This window comes from Sphingobium sp. GW456-12-10-14-TSB1, from assembly GCF_059424385.1.
In genome coordinates this window covers 3,124,007-3,143,473 of sequence record NZ_JBWKZI010000001.1, presented here as the reverse complement: position 1 = coordinate 3,143,473, position 19,467 = coordinate 3,124,007, and the positions used below count along the sequence as shown (strand labels likewise).

Sequence of the window (19,467 nt, the reverse complement as noted above, 5' to 3'; positions counted from 1 at the left end):
TCCCGCGCAGGCGGGAACCCAGTCCAAACGTCGGAACTGGGTTCCCGCCTGCGCGGGAACACGGGCGCCTCTACCACAACACCCCGCGCACAGGCTTTAGCGGTTCGGGCGCGGGATCGCCGATCGACTGGAGCAGGTCGATCTCGATCGTGCGGCACATGGCGTTGAGCGGCACGTCATGGACCGTGTTGGCGAAGGGATCGACCAGATCGTCGCCGATCCGCAGCACCGCCAGGAACATGAGACCCGCGACCGTGGAGCCGAGCGGCGTCGCCAGCCCCAGCGTTTCGACCAGCCCCAGCGGCAGGAAGAGACAGAAGAGATGGGTGAAGATGGTCGGCAGATAGCGATATTGCACCGGCAGCGGGGTATTTTTGAGCCGCTCCATCCCGCCCTGCGCGTTGGCGATGTCCACCAGCACCGCCTCCATCTGCGTCTGCTGGATTGTGTCGATCCAGCCCGTGCGCCGGGCGATGTCGATGCGCCGCCCGGTGCTGTCGAGCAGTCCGTTGGCGACATTCACGCGGGCGAGCGCCAGCCCCTGATCCTTTTCCTCCAGAAAGCGGGTGACATCGTCATCAATCGGCAGTCGCCGCAACTGGCAGCGCAGCGCATTTACATAGGCGATCTGGCGCTTGACGATCTCCCGCTTCAATTCGCGCCCGTCCGGATCAGGCAGGAAGTTGCGGGTCGCGCGCGCCAGACTGCGCGATGCGTTGATCATCGCGCCCCACAGCGTGCGCCCTTCCCACCAGCGCTGATAGGCGGAATTGGACCGGAACCCCAGGAACAGCGCCAGTCCGGTGCCGAAGATGGTCAGCGGCAGTCCGGGCGCCTTGAACGGCAGCACATAGTAGGTGATCGTGACGACGCAGTCCCACACGAACAACAGGGTCAGCGGCTTCCACACCTCGGCGGCCATCCGATGCAGGCTGGGGACGGGGTCGACGATCATGCAATTCTCCAAAGGACAGGACCGCGCCAACGCAAGAGGCGCATGAAAGCTCCCTTGATGCTATAGCGAAATGACCTGTGCGTTAGAGTGCAACTCGCAGCCGGGCCGGACCGTTGGGCAGGTGCGGCAACAGGAGGACAGGCCATTGACCGGCACGAGCCAGGAACCAAGCGCTGAAACCGGCACAAGGACGGCGGCCCTGTCGCTCCAATGGCAGATGCTGGCGGGATTCGTCATAGGACTGGTGGTCGGCCTGGCCGTCTATATGGCCGCGCCCGACGCGCGCTGGGTCGATCATGTCACGACCTATGTGACCGGGCCGATCGGCCAGATCTTCCTGCGCCTGCTATTCATGCTGGTCATTCCGTTGCTGGTGTCGGCGCTGATCGTGGGGATCGCCGAAATGGGCGAGATTCGCGCGCTGCGCCGCGTGGGGCTGCGCACATTGGTCTACACGCTGATCGTGTCGGCCATTGCGGTGGCGGTCAGCCTGCTGGTGGTCGACCTGCTCCGGCCCGGTGCGGGCATCGACCCGGCCATGGCGCGGGCGATGCTGAACGACGCGGCACCGGGCGCGAAGGCGATATTGAGCCGGGGCGATGACGCGCCGCAGGGCATGGCCGCCTTCATCGCGATGATCCCCGACAATATCGTCGCAGCCATGGCGGGCAACGACATATTGGCGGTGATGGTCTTTGCCCTGTTCTTCGGCATCGGACTGATGCTGGTGCGGACGCCGCAGACGCAATTGCTGCTGAGCGCGATGGAGGGCCTGCTGGCGGTGACGATGCGGCTGATGGGGCTGGTCATCCGCCTGGCGCCGATTGCCATCGCCTGTTTCATGTTCAACCTGGCCGCCCATTTCGGCTGGGACTTGCTGATCCGCCTGTCCGCCTATGTCGGCGTGGTGCTGCTGGCGCTGGCGATCCAGATGTTCGGCATCTATTCGCTGCTGATCACCTTCATAGCCAAACGATCACCGCTTCGCTTCTTCGCCGCCGTGCAGGAGGCGACGGTGATGGCCTTTGCCACCGCCTCTTCCAACGCGACCCTGCCGACCGCCCTGCGCGTGGCCGAAGAGGAATTGCGCCTGCCCCGCCGCATCAGCCGTTTCGTCCTGACCATCGGCGCGACCGCCAACCAGAATGGCACGGCAATGTTCGAGGGGATTACGGTCATCTTCCTCGCCCAGTTTTTCAGCATCGAACTCAGCATCGCCCAGCAGATCATGGTGATGATGATGTGCATATTGGGCGGCATCGGGACAGCGGGCGTACCGGCCGGATCGCTGCCGGTGGTGGCGATGATATTGGGCATGGTCGGCATTCCGCCCGAAGGGATCGGGCTGGTGCTGGGGGTCGACCGGCTGCTCGACATGTGCCGCACCGCGCTGAACGTAACCGGCGATCTGGTCGCGGCGACGGTGATCGCGGCGGGTGAGGAGGACCAGCCATGACGGCAAGGATCGCGGCGGCGATCGTGGCGCTTGTCGCACTGGCCGGGCTGGTCGTGCAATTCGCGGCGACGCTGGACCAGACCGGGTCGGTAGCAGGCACGCTCTGGACATTGCTGCGCTACTTCACGGTGCTGACCAATCTGCTTGTCGCGCTGGCCTTTGGCTGGGTTGCGATCGGTGGCCAGCCGCATCCGCGCAGACTGGCAGGCGTCATGCTGGCGATCCTGCTGGTCGGGATTATCTATGGCCTGCTGCTGCGCGGACTGTTGACGTTGAGCGGCGGCGCGCTGCTCGCCGATACGCTTCTGCACAAGGTGACGCCGGTACTGGTCCCCTTGTGGTGGATCGCCTTTGCGGTGCGAGGCCAGTTGCGATGGCGCGATCCATGGGGATGGACGCTGTTTCCCGCGCTCTATTTGCCCTATGCCTTGCTGCGCGGCATGGCGGAGGGGCGCTATGCCTATCCGTTCATCGACGTCGCGAAGATCGGCATCGGCACGGTGCTGGTCAATGCAGTGCTGATCGCCATGGGCTTCGTCGCGGCTGGCCATGCGCTGGTCTGGATCGACCGGCGCATGGCCCGGAGCGGCTAACGCAGCTTGGCGATATTCAGCCCGTCTTCCTTGGCGCGGGCCTTGGTCGATTCCTCGGTCCGGGTCAGCGCCTTGGCAATGGCCTTGAGGCCCATGCCCTTTTTCGCCAGCAGGTGCAGCTTCTGGATCTCGTCCTGGGTCCAGGGCTGCCGGTGCCGTTCGAATTTCTCGGCCATGTGTCGTCCTTCGGAAAGATCGCAGGCTGTGCCCGCCCCCCTATACCCTTAATCCGCGAACGGATCGCGCACCAGGATGGTATCCTCGCGTTCCGGGCTGGTGGATACGAGCGTGACCGGGCAGCCGATCAGTTCCTCGATCCGGCGGATATATTTGATCGCCTGCGCCGGAAGGTCCGCCCAGCTGCGCGCGCCGGCGGTCGTGTTGTGCCAGCCTTCGATCGCTTCGTAGATCGGCTGGGCCTTGGCCTGATCCTGCGCATGGGCGGGCAGATAATCGTATGTCTGATCGCCAATCTTGTAGCCGACGCAGATGTTGAGCGTGTCGAACCCGTCCAGCACGTCAAGCTTGGTCAGCGCGATGCCGGTGACGCCCGACACGGCGATCGACTGGCGCACCAGCACCGCGTCGAACCAGCCGCAGCGGCGCTTGCGGCCGGTGACAGTGCCAAATTCATGGCCACGCTCGCCCAGCCGCTGGCCAGTGGCGTCCTCCAGCTCGGTCGGGAACGGGCCGGAGCCGACGCGGGTGGTATAGGCCTTGACGATGCCCAGCACGAAGCCCGCCGCATTGGGACCAAGGCCGGTGCCGCTGGCCGCCGTGCCCGCGACCGTGTTGGACGAGGTGACGAAGGGATAGGTGCCATGGTCGATGTCGAGCAGCGTGCCCTGCGCGCCCTCGAACAGGATGCGCTTGCCCGCCGCCTTGGCGCGGTTGAGCGTCAGCCAGACGGGCTTGACGAAGGGCAGGATGAAATCGGCAATCTCGGTCAGTTCCGCCATCAGCGCGGCACGATCGATCGGCGGTTCGCCAAAACCGGCGCGCAGCGCGTCATGATGGGCGGTCAGCCGGTCCAGCTGCGGGCCAAGATCGTCGAGATGAGCAAGGTCGCACACGCGGATGGCGCGGCGGCCGACCTTGTCCTCATAGGCCGGGCCGATGCCGCGCCGGGTGGTGCCGATCTTGCCCGCGCCGCTCGCATCCTCGCGCAGGCCATCAAGGTCGCGGTGGAAGGGCAGGATCAGCGGGCAGGTTTCGGCGATCTGAAGATTGTCGGGCGTGATCGACACGCCCTGCGCGGTCAGCTTGGCGACTTCATCGCGGAAGTGCCAGGGATCGAGCACCACGCCATTGCCGATCACCGACAGCGTGCCGCGCACGATGCCCGACGGCAGCAGCGAGAGTTTATAGACTTTCTCGCCCACCACCAGCGTGTGGCCGGCATTATGGCCACCCTGGAAACGGGCGACGACATCGGCGCGCTCCGACAGCCAGTCGACGATCTTGCCCTTGCCCTCGTCACCCCATTGGGCGCCGATCACGGTTACATTTGCCATGGATACAGATCTCCGCCCGCCGCGCGGACCGGCCATGCCCTTCGACGGGACTCGACATGCCGGTAGGATCGATTGGGCGCCCGACAGAATATGGGGCACCCGGTGCGGGCGCGGGTTAGCGGCGCGGGGCTGGCGCGTCAAGGCGGAGGGACGATTACACTTTGATACAGCGCAACGGCTTTACGTGGTGAAGCAGGCGCGCGATCCTGATTATCCGTCGTTCGTGGAGATACGCCGTGCGGATAGCCTTGATCCTTGTCCTGTGCCTGTCGCTTCTGTCCCCCGCGCATGGAGCGCCGCGGCGCGCCCCGCCCGGCGAACAAGTGGTGGCCTATGGCGGCGATCCGGCGCAGACGCTGGATTTCTGGCCGGGCCAAACCGACAGCAAGCCGAACATAGCGCGGCCATTGGTGATCTTCGTCCATGGCGGGGGATGGAAGCGCGGTAGCAAGGACAATGCCACCGGACGCCATAAATCCGTTCATTATCAACAGCTTGGATATGCTTTCGCGTCCATCGACTATCGTCTGGTGCCCGGCGCCACGGTCGAGCAGCAGGCGCAGGACGTGGCCGATGCCGTTGCCTTCCTGCGCCGCCGCGCGGCGACATTGGGGGTCGATCCGGGCCGGATCGTGCTGATGGGCCATAGCGCGGGCGCGCATCTGGTCGCGCTGGTGGGGACGGACATGCGCTATTTCGCCAAAGCAGGGCTGTCGCCCGACGCCGTGCGCGGCATCATCCCGCTGGATGGGGCGGCCTATGACGTGGCGGCGCAGATGGCGCAATCGGGCCGGTTGATGAAGGGCACCTATGAACAGGCGTTCGGCACCGATCCCGCGCGGCAACAGGCGCTGTCGCCGACTCGCCATGCCGCCCGGCCCAACGCCCCGGCCTTCCTGATCCTGCATGTCGACCGGGACGATGGCACGGCGCAGTCGCAGGCGCTGGCCGCAGCCTTGAAGCGCGCGGGTACGCCCGTGGAGATACGGGCGCTGGAAGGGCGCGGGCTGCGCGGCCATATGCAGATCAACCGGCAGATGGGCGATCCGGCCTATCCGGGCACGGCAGTGGTCGACGACTGGCTGGCGCGAGTCGTCCGTTAGAAGGCGCGCAGTTCCGCGCCATCGAGCCAATGCGAGCAGCGCAATGTCGCGCCATCCTCATCGCCGACCAGCGCGGCGACGGTGTGCCAGCCCTCGGCCCGCAATTCGGCGGCGCGGGCCGCGTCTGCGCCCAGCGGCAGGAACAGGCGTTTGGGCGCCTTGTCGCCAAAGCCAGCGTCGATCAGCGGATCGGGATAAAGGGAAAAGCCAATGGCTGGCTCCTCCTCTCCATCGGCGCGCAGGATGGCATAGCTGCCGCCCCGGCCGATTTCGCCGATAAAGCCTTCGGCAAAGATCGAGAAGCCAAACCAGTTCTGATATTCAAAACCGTGCCGTTCGGTCGGATCGAGCGTCAGCGTGATGTCCCAGCCGATCGGCTTGGCGATGGCGCGCAGGCCCGCGATGCGGCTGTCGATCGCGCCGCCAAGGCTCGCATTGAAGGCTTCGAGCCGCTCCATCGCGGCGTGGAACGGACCCGTCGCCTCGATCAACGGCAGATAGGCCGCGGCCTGCGGCCCCAGCGCAACGAGAGCACCTGCATCCTTGGCGTCCAGTTCGGTGCGGACCGCTTCCAGTTCACCCGCCGCCAGCGGCAACGGACCGGCGGCCAGCATGTCGATCAGGTCGGGCAGGGTGAAATCGATGGTAAGGCCGCCGACGCCCGCCGCCTGCAACGCCTCGATCGCGACATTGACGATCTCGACGACGGCTGTGACGCTGTCCGACCCGATCAGTTCGGCCCCGACCTGCAACTTCTCCCGCTCCGGGCGCAGCTGATTGGCTTTGAGACGGATCACCGGCCCGGCATAGGAAAGGCGCAGCGGGCGCGGCGCGGTGGCCAGGCGAGTCGCGGCGATGCGGCCGACCTGCGCCGTCATGTCCGGGCGCAGCGCCAGGCTGCGCTGCGACACGGGATCGACGGCGCGAACCAGATCCTGCGCGCGCATGGATTTGAGGCGCTGGGTCAGCGTATCCTCAAACTCCGCGAGCGGCGGCATGACCCGTTCATAGCCGTGAGTCGCAACCGTATCCAGAACGCGGCGGGCAAGCCGGGCGGAGGCTTCGGCCTGCGGCGGCAGGCGGTCGGACAGACCCTCTGGAAGGAGGCTGGGCGGGATCATGGTCATGGCTTGCGCCTTTAGCGGAAAATTGGCGCTAGGCCATCCCCATCCACCGTTCGGGCTGAGCCTGTCGAAGCCCTGTCCTTTTAAGAAGAACAGTCCTTCGACAGGCTCAGGACGAACGGGTGAGGGGGCAGCTTAGGCGAAGCGCAGCACCTTCACCTGCTTCACGCCGGTCAGGTTGCAGATTTCCCAGCGCAGCGGTTCGGTGACGGTGCCGTCGACCGACAGCAGCAGCACCGCTTCGCCGCCCTGGTTGCGACGGCCCAGGTGGAAGGTGCCGATATTGACGTCGGCTGCGCCCAGCGTCGACCCCAGGCGGCCGATGAAACCGGGCGCGTCCTGGTTGACGATGTAGAGCATGGTGCCGTCGAGATCGGCCTCCACCTTGATGCCGAACAGTTCGACCAGGCGCGGGCTGGCATGGCCGAACAAGGTGCCCGCGACCGAACGCTCGCCGCTTTCGGTGGTGACGGTGACGCGCACCAGCGTCTGATAATCGCCTTCGCGGTCATGGCGCACTTCGCGCACGTCAAGGCCGCGTTCCTTGGCCAGGAAGGGCGCGTTGACCATGTTCACCGTGTCCGAATAGACGCGCATCAGGCCCGCCAGCACGGCGGCGGTGATGGGCTTCTGGTTCAGTTCAGCGGCATGGCCTTCCACCTCTACCGCAACGCCGGTGATCTGGTCGCCTTCGAGCTGGCCGACCAGGCTGCCCAGCTTCTCGGCGATCGCCATATAGGGCTTGAGCTTGGGCGCTTCCTCCGCCGACAGGCTGGGCACGTTAAGCGCATTGGTGATGCCGCCGTCGAGCAGATAGTCGGACAGCTGTTCGGCGACCTGCAACGCCACATTGACCTGCGCTTCATCGGTCGACGCACCCAGATGCGGGGTGCAGATGAAGTTGGGCGTGCCGAACAGGGGCGATTCCTTGGCCGGTTCGGTCTGGAACACGTCCAGCGCGGCGCCCGCGACATGGCCCGAATCGAGCGCGTCCTTGAGCGCGGCTTCGTCGATCAGCCCGCCGCGCGCGCAGTTGACGATACGCACGCCCTGCTTGGTCTTGGCCAGATTTTCGCGGCTCAATATGTTGCGGGTCTGGTCGGTCAGCGGCGTGTGCAGCGTAATAAAATCGGCCTTCGCCAGCAGCGTGTCGAGATCGGCCTTTTCCACGCCCATTTCGATGGCGCGTTCCGGCGTCAGGAACGGATCGAAGGCGACGACCTTCATTTTCAGGCCCAGCGCGCGGCTGGCGACGATCGAGCCGATATTGCCCGCGCCGATCAGGCCCAGCGTCTTGCCGGTGACTTCCACGCCCATGAAGCCGTTTTTCGGCCACAGGCCCTGCTGGGTCTGGGTGTTGGCTTCGGGAATCTGGCGCGCCAGCGCGAAGATCAGCGCTATGGCATGTTCAGCGGTGGTGATCGAGTTGCCGAACGGCGTGTTCATGACGATCACGCCCTTGGCCGAGGCATAGGGGATGTCGACATTGTCGACGCCGATGCCCGCGCGGCCAATGACCTTGAGGTTGGTGGCGGCGTCGAGAATGTCCTTGGTCACCTTGGTCGAGGACCGGATGGCGAGGCCGTCATACTGGCCGATCATGGCCTTCAACTCTTCGGGGGTCTTGCCGGTGATGACGTCGACCTCGACGCCGCGCTCACGGAAAATGGCGGCGGCGCGGGGGTCCATCTGGTCGCTGATAAGTACCTTGGGCATCTGTATTTCCTTTGGAAAATAGTCCCGTCATCCCCGCGAAGGCGGGGATCCATCTCCGACCGTTGCACCTGTCGATAGGGTGGGAGATGGGTTCCCGCCTTCGCGGGAATGACGGCTTTGTTTTAGATTAAGCAGCCTTTACGGTCGCATAGGCCCAGTCGAGCCAGGGACCGAGCGCCTCGATGTCGGCAGTATCGACGGTCGCGCCACACCAGATGCGGAGCCCGGCGGGGGCATCGCGATAGCCCGCTACGTCGAACGCGGCGCCTTCCTTTTCGAGCAATGCGGCGAAGGCCTTGATAAAGGCTTCGTCGGCACCCGCGACGGTCAGGCAGACGCTGGTTTTCGAGCGCGAGGCTTCATCGACCGCGAGATGGCCGAGCCAGTCGCGCTCCGCCACGATTTTGTCCAGAGCCGCCGCATTGGCGTCGCTGCGGGCGATCAGGCCAGCGGCGCCGCCGATCGACTTGCCCCATTCCAGCGCGAAGATCGCATCCTCGACCGCCAGCATGGACGGGGTGTTGATCGTTTCGCCCTTGAACACGCCTTCGGCCAGCTTGCCCTTCGACACCAGCCGGAACACCTTGGGCAGCGGCCAGGCGGGGGTGTAGGTTTCGAGGCGCTCAACGGCGCGGGGACCAAGGATCAGCACGCCATGGCCGCCCTCGCCGCCCAGTACCTTCTGCCAGGAGAAGGTGGCGACGTCGATCTTCGCCCAGTCGATGTCATAGGCGAACACCGCGCTGGTCGCGTCGGCGAAGGTCAGCCCTTCGCGATCCGCCGGGATGAAATCGGCATTGGGGACGCGGACGCCCGACGTGGTGCCGTTCCAGGTGAACAGCACGTCGGTGCTGAAATCGACCGCCGACAGATCAGGCAGCTGGCCATAGTCGGCGCGAATGACGGTGGGGTCGAGCTTCAACTGCTTGGCGGCATCGGTCACCCAGCCTTCGCCGAAGCTTTCCCAGGCGATGGTCGTGACCGGGCGCGCGCCCAGCATCGTCCACATCGCCATTTCAAAGGCGCCGGTGTCGGAGCCGGGGACGATGCCGATGCGGTGGGTGTCGGGCAGGTTCAGCAATTCGCGCATCAGGTCGATGCAGTAAGCGAGGCGGTTCTTGCCGATCTTGCTACGGTGCGAGCGGCCCAGCGAGTCGGTGGCGAGCGCAGCGGCGCTCCAGCCCGGAGGCTTGGCACAGGGACCGGAAGAGAAAAAGGGGCGAGCCGGCAGAGTCGTCGGCTTGGCGGCAGGCGCAATACGGGCGCCGGCTTCGGTAACTTCAGTCATGTAGCTTCTCCTTACAGAGAGCAGCGCGGCGTTGGGACCGCGTGGCCCGTCGGCCGCCCTAGAGATTTCGGCGGACCTGTCAAGCCGGTTGCGAAAATGACCCAGTGCTAAAAACGGGACGAGCCGTGCCCGCCGTTAACCATCAGCAAGATTTGTCCTGCTACCATGGGTGGCTCCTGATAGAGCGGGCGATGACGATGACGATGTTTCGCGGCGCGGCGCTGGCCGTGACGATGGCGATGATGCTGAGCGCGTGCGGCGGCGATCTGGTGCCGCGCGGCCGTGTGGCGCGCGTCTCCAAGCCCGCGCGTCCGGCAGCGCCGCAGCCGATGGCGTTTCGCCAGTGTCTGGCGAAACTCAATGCGCAGGCGATCGCCTATACCCCCCTGCCCGATCGGACGTTCGGCGGCGGGTGCAGCGCGCTGAGCAGCGTCAAGCTGATCGACTTTGGCGTGCCCGCGACCAATTTGGGCGCGATGACTTGCCAGCTGGCCGCCAATTTCGCCGCCTGGGCGCGCTATGGCGTGCAGCCCGCCGCGCGCGCCATATTGGGGACGGAGATCGTGCGGATCGAAACGTTCGGCACCTATAATTGTCGGCCCATCGCAGGCCTTGGTAAATTGTCCGAACATGCCCATAGCAACGCGATCGACGTCGCCGCCTTCGTGATGGCCGACGGGCGCAAGATCAGTGTCGAACAGGGATGGAACGGCGATCGGGAGACGCGCCAGTTCCTCAAGGTCATCCACGCCAGCGCCTGTAAGCGGTTCAATACCGTCCTCAGCCCCGATTATAACGCGGCCCATCGCGACCATTTTCATTTCGACATGGGCGGCAAGGGCGGGTTTTGCCGGTAATCCGCCTTGGCAATGTCATCTGCGCCCCTTAAGTCGTGGGGATGACAAAAAAAGACATTGAAGAACGCAAATTCCGCCCCGCCAGTCAGGAGGCGGCCGACGCCCGCAAGGCGATCGATACGCCCCAGACCAGCAGCAGCGCCTACAGGCTGGCCTTTCAGGACACCGAATTTCTGCTGCGCGAGGATCTGCGCCCGGTCCGGTTCCAGCTGGAATTGCTGAAGCCGCAATTGTTGATGGACGAAGCGCGAATCGAATCGACCTTCGTTTTCTATGGTTCCGCCCGCATTCCCGAACCCGACCAGGTGCAGGCCCGGATCGACGCTGCGACCACGCCGGAACAGAAGCGCATTGCCGAAAATCTGGGCAAGAAGGCGCATTATTATGATGAAGCCCGCAAGCTGGCGAGCATCGCAGCGCAATATCCGGTGAACGCGGCGGGATGTCGCCACTTCGTCGTCTGTTCAGGCGGCGGCCCTTCCATCATGGAAGCGGCCAATCGCGGCGCGGCCGATGTCGGCCAGACCACGATCGGCATGAACATCGTCCTGCCCCACGAACAGGCGCCCAATCGCTTCGTCACGCCGGAACTGAGTTTCCAGTTCCACTATTTCGCGCTGCGCAAGATGCATTTCCTGTTGCGGGCGCGGGCGCTGGCGGTGTTCCCCGGCGGCTTTGGCACGTTCGACGAGATGTTCGAACTGCTGACCCTCATTCAGACCGGCAAGATGAAGCCCATTCCCATCCTGCTGTTCGGCAAGGAATTCTGGAACCGGGTGGTCGATTTCGAGGCGCTGGCCGACGAAGGCGTGATTGCGCCGGCTGACCTTAACCTCATCACCTGGGTCGAAAGCGCCGACGAAGCGTGGCAGGCGGTGCAGGCCTTTTATGAGGATAGCGAACCGCTGGGATGTTGAACACTCCTCTCCCCATGGGGGAGAGGGCAGCGAGAGTTGGCGGCTTTGCCGCCTGGTCGCAGCCGGAGAGGGGGTGCGTCGCACGCCATGCCCATCCCCCTCTTCCAACTTCTCCCCCACGGGGAGAAGGGTTAGTGGCTTGCCCTTCCCGGCGCACGGGACTAGGGCGCGGCCATGCTTGGCGATCTGGCCCATGTCGACACCTGGATCTTCGATCTGGACAACACGCTCTATCCGGCGAAGGCGGACCTGTTTGCGCTGATCGACGTGAAGATGGGCGAATTCATCCAGGGGTTGCTTGGCTGCGACCCGGTCATCGCGCGGCAGACGCAGAAGCGCTATTTCATGGAGCATGGCACGACCCTGTCGGGGCTGATGCACCATCATGGCATCGAGCCGCGCGACTTTCTCGACTATGTCCATGACATATCGATGGACCGGCTGGAGGTCGATGCGGAGCTGAATGCCCATATCGCCGCGCTGCCGGGCCGCCGCCTGATCTTCACCAATGGCGATGCGGACTATGCCGGCCGCGTGCTCGACAAGCTGGGCCTGTCCGGCCTGTTCGAGCAGATCCACGACATTCATGCCTGCCAATATGTGCCCAAGCCCGATCCGTCGGGCTATGCCGAATTGTGCCGCGTCCATGATGTCGACCCGACCCGCGCCGCCTTTTTCGAGGATATGGCGCGCAATTTGCGGCCCGCCAAGGCGATCGGCATGGTGACCATCTGGGTCAATAATGGCTCCGAAGCGGGCAATCATGACCATCATCCCGATTTTATCGATTTCGAGACTGATCATCTGAGGCCGTTTCTGGCCGGCATTTTTGGGGAAAGCGCATGACCGACCTGCAAAGCATAATCGACGCCGCCTGGGAGGACCGGGCCAATGTGAGCCTGACCACCACAGGGGCGGTGCGCGATGCCGTGAACGCGGCGCTTGCCCTGCTGGACAGCGGCAAGGCGCGCGTCGCCGAGCCGACCGCCGATGGCTGGCAGGTCAACCAGTGGCTCAAGAAAGCCGTGCTGCTTTCCTTCCGCCTGAATGACAATGTGTTGATCGAAAACGGTCCCGGTGGCGGTTTCTGGTGGGACAAGGTGCCGAGCAAATTTGCAGGCTGGGGCGAGGCGGAGTTCCGCGCCGCCGGTTTCCGCGCAGTGCCGGGCGCACTTGCCCGCGCGGGCGCACATATCGCCAAGAACGCGATCCTGATGCCCAGCTTCGTCAATATCGGCGCGTTCGTGGATGAAGGCACGATGGTCGACGCCTGGGTGACGGTGGGCAGCTGCGCGCAGATCGGCAAGAATGTCCATCTGTCCGGCGGCGTCGGCATTGGCGGCGTGCTGGAACCGTTGCAGGCCGACCCGGTCATCATCGAGGATGACTGCTTCATCGGCGCGCGGTCCGAAGTGGTCGAAGGCGTGCGCATCGGCAAGGGATCGGTCCTGTCGATGGGCGTGTTCATCGGCCAGTCGACCAAGATCATCGACCGCGCGACCGGCGAAGTGTTCATGGGCGAAGTGCCGCCCTATTCGGTGATCGTGCCAGGATCGCTGCCCGGCAAGCCGCTGCCCGACGGCACGCCCGGCCCCAGCCTCTATTGCGCCGTGATCGTCAAGCGGGTGGATGCGCAGACCCGGTCCAAAACCGGGATCAACGACCTGCTGCGGGATTGATCCAAATTCACCCGCCCCGTGCCGGGGAGGGTCGTTCCAGCGCCAGCAGCGCGAACGTCGCCAGCCAATGTTCCCCCATATAGTCGCCAGCGACATGGGGCAGGCTGGCGGCGATATGCCGTTCCGCCGCATCCAGCGCCGATACCGCGACCGGGTCGCCCGGTCCCAGCGCAGCGGCAATCGCGCGCCAGCACCAGCCTCGGCTGAGGTTCAGGCCATCGAGATGGGCGATCTTGCCATCGCTGCGGTCCGACACGGTCGCGGGGGTGAATAAGGTCGCTGGTTCACCCTGCGCCAGTTGCGGCAGGAAGGCGTGGAACCAGTCGGCGAAATCGGCCCGCGCCAGCAGGCGGCTCATCAACAGCGCCTCACACAGAGCGGGCGAGAGAAATTCGTCGCCGCCCGGCTCCCATGCCTGGCAGGCGCGATCATCGCCGAACCAGTGCAGCGCCCGATCGCGGATCAGCGCCACCAGCGCGGGATCGCGCCCTTCGGCCCATTCCAGCGCCAGCGTCAGGGCAAAGGCGATGTTGAAATGGGTGCCGACGCGCAGCGGATAGGTAAGCTTTGGCAGGAAGTCGTGGAAGCGCGCGGCAAAGGCGAGCGCCAATGGTTCCAACGCCGCCGCCCAGGGCGCTTCATGCCGCGCCAGTTCGCCATGCAGGGCCAGCGCCCAGGCCCAGCCATAGGGCCGTTCAAAACCCGTGGCGGTGGGCCGCGCGAGGAAGGCGAGTTCACCCGCGACCTTTTGGGGGATCAGCATTGCGTCTGCCTGCGCCCGGATCGCGCTGGCCTGCGGCATGTCCGGGTAGAGGCGCAGCAGCCGCATCACCTGCCACCAGCCATGGACGCAGCTATGCCAGTCGAAACTGCCGTGGAAGATCGGATGATGGTCAGCCGGTTCGCGCGCATCCTGCGGCCCGGCCAGCACCAGATCCATCTTGTAAGGGTAGCGCCGTCCCAGATGGGACAGGGTCAGCGTGGCAAAGCCATTGGCCATGTCGGGGGTCAGGTGCGTCATGGGAAAGCCAGACAATAAATGAGCGCGATGTTGACGGCCAGCAGCGGCAAAGCCGTGCCGACCTGTTGCCTGATGACGCCATGCTTGTCTTTAAGTTCCAGCAGGGCGGCAGGGACGAGGTTGAAATTGGCCGCCATCGGCGTCAGCAGCGTTCCGCAGAAACCCGCCAGCATCCCGATGGCGCAGACGATCGCAGGATCGCCGTGATAGGTGCGGATCAGCAGGGGTATGCCGATGGCGGCGGTCATCACCGGGAAAGCGGCAAAGGCGTTGCCCATGACGATGGTGAAGAGCGCCATGCCAAGGCCATAGGCGATCACCGCGCCGAGCAAACTGCCCTGCGGAATCGCCTGGCTCACAAGCCCGCCGACCGCGTCACCGACCCCGGCCAGCGCAAATACCGCGCCCAGGCTGGCAAGCATCTGCGGCAGGATCGCGGCCCAGCCGACCTGATCCATCAGCCGCCGCCCCTGCTGCATCGGGACGATCGGCCCGGCGCGCAGCCACAGGCAGCCAGCGATCAGGGCGATCACCACGCCCAGCGCCAGCGCAATAAGCGTCGCCTGCTTGCCATCGACCCAGGTTGGCACGCCCTTGAAGAGCAAGGTGCCGACCAAAGCGGTGGCCGGTATGACCAGCGCAATGGCGAACAGCCCGTTGCCAAAACGCCCTGCCCGTTCCTGCCGCACCCTGTCCGGCACCATGCCGCCGCCCCGGCCCAGCCCGGACGCCGCCAGCGCCACCAGCCCCAGCACCAGCACGCCATTGCCCAGATCGCCCAGCGAATCCCCGGCCCACATCGACAGCGCCAGCAGCGCCCAGAAAGCGGCCGTCCGGCGGGCGCGCGGATTGCTGGTGTCGTTGACGCCCAGCAGCGCAAAGGCGGCAAAGATCGCGCCTGCCAGCGCATAGACCCAGTGCAGCGTGATCATGGCCGTTCCGCCCGGTTCAGGCGACGGTCGAGCCGCCACAGCCTGAACCCGTGGATTAGGAAGGCGGCGATCGCGGTCGGGATGGCCCAGACCGACAGCTGGAGCGGCTCAAGGCTGATGCCATATTGTTCCAGCAGCCCCTTGATCAGCAGGATCGACCCGATCGCCAGAAATATATCCTCGCCAAAGAACAGCCCGACATTGTCGGTCGCCGCCGCCATCGCCTTGACCTGCTCCCGCTCCGCATCGTCCAGATCGCCCGACTGGCGTTCTGCGGCGGCCTCCGCGATCGGCGCGACCAGCGGGCGCACGGTCTGCGCATGGCCCGCCACCGATGTCAGCCCCACCGCCGCCAACCCCTGCCGCGCCAGCAGATAGAAGGTCAGGAAACGCCCGACCGTCGCCCCGCGCATCCGCCCGATCAATCCGCGCGCGCGTTCCTGCAACCCATGCGCCTCCAGCAGCCCGACCACCGGCAGCACGATCCAGATGATGCTGACATAGCGCGCTTCGTTGAACGCCTTGCCAAAGGCGGCGAGGATGGCGAGCGGATCGAGCCCGGCCGCGATCCCCGTCACGACCGCCGACGCCAGGATGACGAGCAGCGGGTTGAAGCGCAGCACGAAACCCGCAACGATCACCGCGATGCCGAGCAGCACCCACATCACGGGCGCCCTAATAGCCAGCCTCTATCGCCAGCCTGATCCCTTCCGCTCCGGTCCTGACGCCCAGCGCCTTGAGCATCGCGGCGCGGTGCATCTTCACCGTGCGTTCGGTCAGGCCCAGATCCCAGGCGATCTGCTTGTTGAGCTTGCCCGCCGCCATCGCGATCAGCACGTCACGCTGGCGCGACGTCAATGCAGCGATCCGCTCACGCGCGCCCGACGATCGTTCCGCGCCCGTCGCGTCCGGGCTTTCCACCGCCATTTGCGAGCCCAGAAAATAGTCCAGTTCGCCATCGACGCCAAAAATGGGCGCGACCATCACCGCGTTGCGGAACGGCGTGCCGTCCTTGCGGTAATTCAATATCTCCACCAGCACCGGCCGCCGTTCGCGCACGCCAGCGCGGATCGTCTCGCTGAGCCAGGGTTCGGTATCCGGCCCGGACAGGAAGCGGCAATTGCGCCCGACAATTTCATCCCGCGTATAGCCGGTCAGCGCAATGAAGGCTTCATTGCATTCGACAATCGGATTGTCGGGCAGGCGGGGGTTGCTGATCACGGCGGCGATCGCGCTGTTGGCGATCATTTCAGACAGAGACATGGGCACTCACAGACTGGCGGGCGATCGGCGGATGCGGTGCCCCTTTGGGCATGTTGCCCCAAATGCCCCGCCTGCCGCAAGCAGGCTGCACCAGGCCCCTGATGAACGAAAGGGAAAGGCCATGAATTTTATCCCCACTGGCCTTGGCGGCTATGCTTTCGACGATGATGGCCGCCCGATCGTGCCTGAAGCCGTGCAGGACGCGGTGCGAACGCTGATTCGCTGGGCCGGGGACGATCCGGACCGCGAAGGTTTGCGCGATACGCCGGCACGGGTCGGGCGGGCATGGCGCGATTATTGCACCGGCTATGAGGAAGATCCCGGCCGCCATTTGGCCCGCACGTTCGAGGAAGTCGGCGGCTATGACGAGATCGTCCTGCTGAAGGACATTCCGTTCCAGTCGCATTGCGAACATCATATGGCGCCGATCACCGGCAAGGCTTCGATCGCCTATCTGCCGCGCAACCGGGTGGTGGGCATATCGAAGCTTGCCCGCGTGCTGCACGGCTTTGCCCGGCGGTTACAGGTGCAGGAACGGCTGACCGCCGAAGTGGCGCAAAGCATTCAGGATCATCTCCAGCCCCATGGCGTCGCGGTGGTGATAGAGGCGCAGCATGGCTGCATGACGGGCCGGGGCGTGCGTACGCCCGGCGTCGCGATGGTCACCAGCCGCCTGCTCGGCTGCTTCCTCGACGATCGCGCCAGCCGCCGCGAACTGCTTGCGCTGATGGGCTATTGACGGTGGGCTATTGAAACAGGACATCACAGGGTGACGCTGGCAATCATAGGCGCAGGCATGGCCGGGCTGGCCTGCGCCGACCGGCTGGCGGAGGATGGCATCGCCGTGCGCCTGTTCGACAAGGGGCGCGGGCCGGGCGGCCGCATGTCGACCCGCCGGGTGGAAACCGCGATCGGCACCGCCAGTTTCGATCATGGCGCCCAATATTTTACCGTGCGCGACCCGCTGTTCCGCCTTCAGGTCGATGGCTGGGCCGCAGCCGGGGTCGCTGTTCCCTGGCCTGAAGCCGGGGCCGACGCCTGGATCGGCAACCCGGCGATGAACGCGCCGATCCGCCATATGGCGGCCGCCCATCGGGTGGATTTCCTGCATCATGTCCATGGCCTGCAACGCGACGCGGCCGGTTGGTGGGTGCGGCTGGACGCGGGCATGGAGGGACCGTTTGACGCGGCCATCGTCGCGCTGCCTTCCGAACAGGCCGCCACCATATTGGGTCTGCACGATCTGGCGATGGCGCGGGTGGCGATGACGGCGCGATCGCAACCCTGCTGGACCGCGATGATCGCCTTTACCGGACCCGTCGACCTGCCGGTCGATCATCTGACCGGCGGCGGCATCCTGTCATGGGCGGCGCGCAACAGCGCCAAGCCGGGACGCGACGGGCCGGAAGCCTGGGTCGTGCAGGCCAATGGCGCCTGGTCGGCCACCCATCTGGAGGAAAGCCCCGACACCATCGCCCCCCTGTTGCTCGATGCGCTGGGGCAGATGACCGGCGGGGCCGCGTTGCCGCCTGTGGCGTACCTTACCGCGCACCGCTGGCGCTTCGCCATGACGCGCGGCACCGACAATGGCGCGCTGTGGAACGACCATATCCGGCTGGGCGCGTGCGGCGACTGGCTACTGGGGCCGCGCGTCGAACTGGCCTGGCTGTCTGGCCGGATGCTCGGCGCGCGGGTTGCGCAGGATTTGACGCTGCCGGTTGCCCGGTCGGGCTGACGCCTTAATCCACGAAATTTCCCGGTCGGGCGAACGTCGCGATATCCTTGCGGTCGCTTGGCACCTCGCGCGCTTGCAAGGCTTCGGGCAGGGCCGACTTGTCGCCCATCCGCCCGATCGCCACCGCAGCCTCGATACGGAAACGGTCCGGCACCGCCAGTTCGGCGCGGGCGGCATCGAAATCCACGCCGCTCATCGCATGGGTGTGATAACCCAGCCGCGTCGCCTGCAGCGCCAGCAAGGCCCAGGCTGCGCCCGCATCGAAACTGTGGCTGTGCGACGGCTTTAAATCGTCCGATCCCGGCGCGGCAGTCAGCGTGTCGGACAGGATATAGACCAGCGCGCCGGCATGCTGCACCCAGCTTTGGTTGAAGGGCAACAAAAGGCCAAGGAACCGGCTCCAGTCGGCGCTGTCGCGATGGGCATAGAGAAAACGCCATGGCTGGTAATTGAACGCCGACGGCGCCCAGCGGGCCGCATCGAACAGCGTATCAAGATCCCCCTGCGGGACGGGCGACCTGTCAAAGGCGCGGGGCGACCAGCGTTCCACAAATAACGGATCGACCGCGCGGGTCACGGTACGGGGACTGGTGGCCATGGAGGTTCCTTGCGTGCAGGTGAAAGACCGCCTCCATATAGGGTGGATATTGCAGTTGCGAAGGGGTCAGCGGATCGCTTCGCAGGGCTGGCCAGGCCGATTGCCCTGATCATGCGCCCGCATGAAGGTATCGGCATCCCGCTCCAGCAAAATCACCGTGGGTTCGCGCAAGAGCGCCCGCGCCAAACGCGCCCGCAATCGGGCAAAGCGCCCGTCCTGCCCATATCGTTCGATCATGCATCCCCCTGCCGACTCACGCAGCTTATCTATCGATCCTATAGACAAAAATCGCGCAAGCAATGCTGGGCAGCGAGACAGAAATGCTTTGGGGTGGGCGGCGGCGTGGCGCGCCGGGTTCGGCACGGCAGCCGGAATCGGGTCAGGCCGGTCTGGCAGGACCGGCCACCCTGAAGATTGGGGGGCACCCTGACGCGGGTGCCTGCAACAGTGTCAGCGCTGGGCCAGCTGGACGCTCGACTTGCGGCTGATGGTCAGGCCGTTGCGGGCCCATTCGCCCTTCGACTGGCACTGGGTGACGGGGATCAGCGAACCGGTCACGGTTTCGCGGAAGCAATAGCGGTCGGTCTTGGCGTCATAGGTCACCTTGGCTTTTCCAAAGCTGCCCCGTGCCTCGGCAAAAGCGGGGGTGCTGGCGGCCGAAACGGCGAGCGTGGCGGCAACAACGGCGGCGGCGAAAGCGATGGTCTTCATGATGA

General features: G+C 65.3%; 22 protein-coding genes. 9 read left to right on the top strand and 13 right to left on the bottom strand.

From position 1 onward, the window contains the following. Positions 1–70 precede the first annotated feature (70 nt). A complete protein-coding gene (locus AC07X9_RS15390) occupies positions 71–955 on the bottom strand; it encodes a bestrophin family protein (protein WP_086485913.1) in 885 nt (294 codons plus the stop codon). A gap of 145 nt (positions 956–1,100) precedes the next feature. Here AC07X9_RS15390 and AC07X9_RS15385 point away from each other — a divergent pair, with 145 nt between their 5' ends. Together AC07X9_RS15385 and AC07X9_RS15380 are read left to right on the top strand one after the other, a co-directional pair. Then, a complete protein-coding gene (locus tag AC07X9_RS15385; protein WP_026002137.1) occupies positions 1,101–2,411 on the top strand; it encodes a dicarboxylate/amino acid:cation symporter in 1,311 nt (436 codons plus the stop codon). Further along, complete coding sequence (locus AC07X9_RS15380; protein WP_017181656.1) at positions 2,408–3,004, top strand: Pr6Pr family membrane protein; 597 nt, start codon at positions 2,408–2,410, stop codon at positions 3,002–3,004. Before AC07X9_RS15385 ends, AC07X9_RS15380 begins: the two co-directional genes overlap by 4 nt. Here the strand turns inward: AC07X9_RS15380 and AC07X9_RS15375 are convergent. Then, the gene (locus AC07X9_RS15375; RefSeq protein ID WP_017181657.1) at positions 3,001–3,180 is read right to left on the bottom strand and encodes a hypothetical protein; all 180 of its coding nucleotides are present in this window, start codon (positions 3,178–3,180) and stop codon (positions 3,001–3,003) included. The two genes, AC07X9_RS15380 and AC07X9_RS15375, sit on opposite strands and share 4 nt — an antisense overlap. A 48-nt stretch (positions 3,181–3,228) precedes the next feature. After that, on the bottom strand, positions 3,229–4,518 hold the full coding sequence (locus AC07X9_RS15370) for an adenylosuccinate synthase (protein WP_017181658.1): 1,290 nt from the start codon (positions 4,516–4,518) through the stop codon (positions 3,229–3,231). 236 nt (positions 4,519–4,754) lie between these two features. Here AC07X9_RS15370 and AC07X9_RS15365 point away from each other — a divergent pair, with 236 nt between their 5' ends. Continuing rightward, the gene (locus AC07X9_RS15365) at positions 4,755–5,621 is read left to right on the top strand and encodes an alpha/beta hydrolase (protein WP_026002138.1); all 867 of its coding nucleotides are present in this window, start codon (positions 4,755–4,757) and stop codon (positions 5,619–5,621) included. Here AC07X9_RS15365 and AC07X9_RS15360 read toward each other — a convergent pair. The 3 genes from AC07X9_RS15360 to AC07X9_RS15350 all read right to left on the bottom strand — a co-directional run bounded on the left by AC07X9_RS15360 (position 5,618) and on the right by AC07X9_RS15350 (position 9,749). Beyond that, the gene (locus tag AC07X9_RS15360) at positions 5,618–6,748 is read right to left on the bottom strand and encodes an ATP phosphoribosyltransferase regulatory subunit (protein ID WP_017181660.1); all 1,131 of its coding nucleotides are present in this window, start codon (positions 6,746–6,748) and stop codon (positions 5,618–5,620) included. The two genes, AC07X9_RS15365 and AC07X9_RS15360, sit on opposite strands and share 4 nt — an antisense overlap. A 132-nt stretch (positions 6,749–6,880) precedes the next feature. Continuing rightward, on the bottom strand, positions 6,881–8,461 hold the full coding sequence (serA, locus tag AC07X9_RS15355) for a phosphoglycerate dehydrogenase (RefSeq protein WP_017181661.1): 1,581 nt from the start codon (positions 8,459–8,461) through the stop codon (positions 6,881–6,883). Positions 8,462–8,588: 127 nt separating this feature from the next. Then, positions 8,589–9,749: a phosphoserine transaminase gene (locus AC07X9_RS15350; protein ID WP_017181662.1), complete on the bottom strand. Its 1,161-nt coding sequence runs from the start codon at positions 9,747–9,749 to the stop codon at positions 8,589–8,591. A gap of 191 nt (positions 9,750–9,940) precedes the next feature. Between AC07X9_RS15350 and AC07X9_RS15345 the strand changes: the two genes are divergently transcribed. From AC07X9_RS15345 to dapD, 4 genes are all read left to right on the top strand, one after another. Further along, a complete protein-coding gene (locus tag AC07X9_RS15345) occupies positions 9,941–10,606 on the top strand; it encodes an extensin family protein (protein ID WP_017181663.1) in 666 nt (221 codons plus the stop codon). A gap of 41 nt (positions 10,607–10,647) precedes the next feature. Further along, positions 10,648–11,523 carry an LOG family protein gene (locus AC07X9_RS15340; RefSeq protein WP_017181664.1) on the top strand — a complete coding sequence of 292 codons (876 nt, stop codon included), beginning with the start codon at positions 10,648–10,650 and terminating at the stop codon, positions 11,521–11,523. 174 nt (positions 11,524–11,697) lie between these two features. Further along, complete coding sequence (locus AC07X9_RS15335) at positions 11,698–12,369, top strand: pyrimidine 5'-nucleotidase (protein ID WP_017181665.1); 672 nt, start codon at positions 11,698–11,700, stop codon at positions 12,367–12,369. Further along, a complete protein-coding gene (gene dapD / locus AC07X9_RS15330; protein ID WP_017181666.1) occupies positions 12,366–13,202 on the top strand; it encodes a 2,3,4,5-tetrahydropyridine-2,6-dicarboxylate N-succinyltransferase in 837 nt (278 codons plus the stop codon). Before AC07X9_RS15335 ends, dapD begins: the two co-directional genes overlap by 4 nt. Positions 13,203–13,209: 7 nt before the next feature. On the opposite strand, the gene AC07X9_RS15325 is transcribed toward dapD, so the two are convergent. From AC07X9_RS15325 to AC07X9_RS15310, 4 genes are read right to left on the bottom strand one after another with little or no spacing between them, the layout of a single operon-like run. Continuing rightward, entirely contained in the window at positions 13,210–14,223 is a 1,014-nt protein-coding gene (locus AC07X9_RS15325; protein WP_017181667.1) for a DUF2891 domain-containing protein, read from the bottom strand. Continuing rightward, entirely contained in the window at positions 14,220–15,155 is a 936-nt protein-coding gene (locus tag AC07X9_RS15320) for a DUF979 domain-containing protein (RefSeq protein WP_017181668.1), read from the bottom strand. The genes AC07X9_RS15325 and AC07X9_RS15320 overlap by 4 nt, the downstream gene beginning before the upstream one ends. Further along, the gene (locus AC07X9_RS15315; RefSeq protein WP_017181669.1) at positions 15,152–15,820 is read right to left on the bottom strand and encodes a DUF969 domain-containing protein; all 669 of its coding nucleotides are present in this window, start codon (positions 15,818–15,820) and stop codon (positions 15,152–15,154) included. Before AC07X9_RS15315 ends, AC07X9_RS15320 begins: the two co-directional genes overlap by 4 nt. 10 nt (positions 15,821–15,830) lie before the next feature. Beyond that, positions 15,831–16,418 carry a PAS domain-containing protein gene (locus AC07X9_RS15310; protein ID WP_026002140.1) on the bottom strand — a complete coding sequence of 196 codons (588 nt, stop codon included), beginning with the start codon at positions 16,416–16,418 and terminating at the stop codon, positions 15,831–15,833. Between the two features lie 121 nt (positions 16,419–16,539). Between AC07X9_RS15310 and folE the strand changes: the two genes are divergently transcribed. Together folE and AC07X9_RS15300 are read left to right on the top strand one after the other, a co-directional pair. Then, positions 16,540–17,157 (top strand): GTP cyclohydrolase I FolE, encoded by a 618-nt coding sequence (gene folE, locus AC07X9_RS15305; protein ID WP_019051956.1) that lies wholly within the window; start codon positions 16,540–16,542, stop codon positions 17,155–17,157. A 30-nt stretch (positions 17,158–17,187) separates the two neighbouring features. Next, positions 17,188–18,153: an NAD(P)/FAD-dependent oxidoreductase gene (locus tag AC07X9_RS15300; RefSeq protein WP_037514068.1), complete on the top strand. Its 966-nt coding sequence runs from the start codon at positions 17,188–17,190 to the stop codon at positions 18,151–18,153. A gap of 4 nt (positions 18,154–18,157) precedes the next feature. Here AC07X9_RS15300 and AC07X9_RS15295 read toward each other — a convergent pair whose 3' ends face one another. The 3 genes from AC07X9_RS15295 to AC07X9_RS15285 all read right to left on the bottom strand — a co-directional run bounded on the left by AC07X9_RS15295 (position 18,158) and on the right by AC07X9_RS15285 (position 19,462). Next, positions 18,158–18,751, bottom strand: a complete 594-nt coding sequence (locus AC07X9_RS15295) for a nitroreductase family protein (protein ID WP_017181673.1) — start codon at positions 18,749–18,751, stop codon at positions 18,158–18,160. Between the two features lie 66 nt (positions 18,752–18,817). Then, positions 18,818–18,988 carry a hypothetical protein gene (locus tag AC07X9_RS15290; protein WP_017181674.1) on the bottom strand — a complete coding sequence of 57 codons (171 nt, stop codon included), beginning with the start codon at positions 18,986–18,988 and terminating at the stop codon, positions 18,818–18,820. 213 nt (positions 18,989–19,201) lie between these two features. Further along, positions 19,202–19,462, bottom strand: a complete 261-nt coding sequence (locus AC07X9_RS15285) for a hypothetical protein (protein WP_017181675.1) — start codon at positions 19,460–19,462, stop codon at positions 19,202–19,204. Positions 19,463–19,467: the final 5 nt, after the last annotated feature.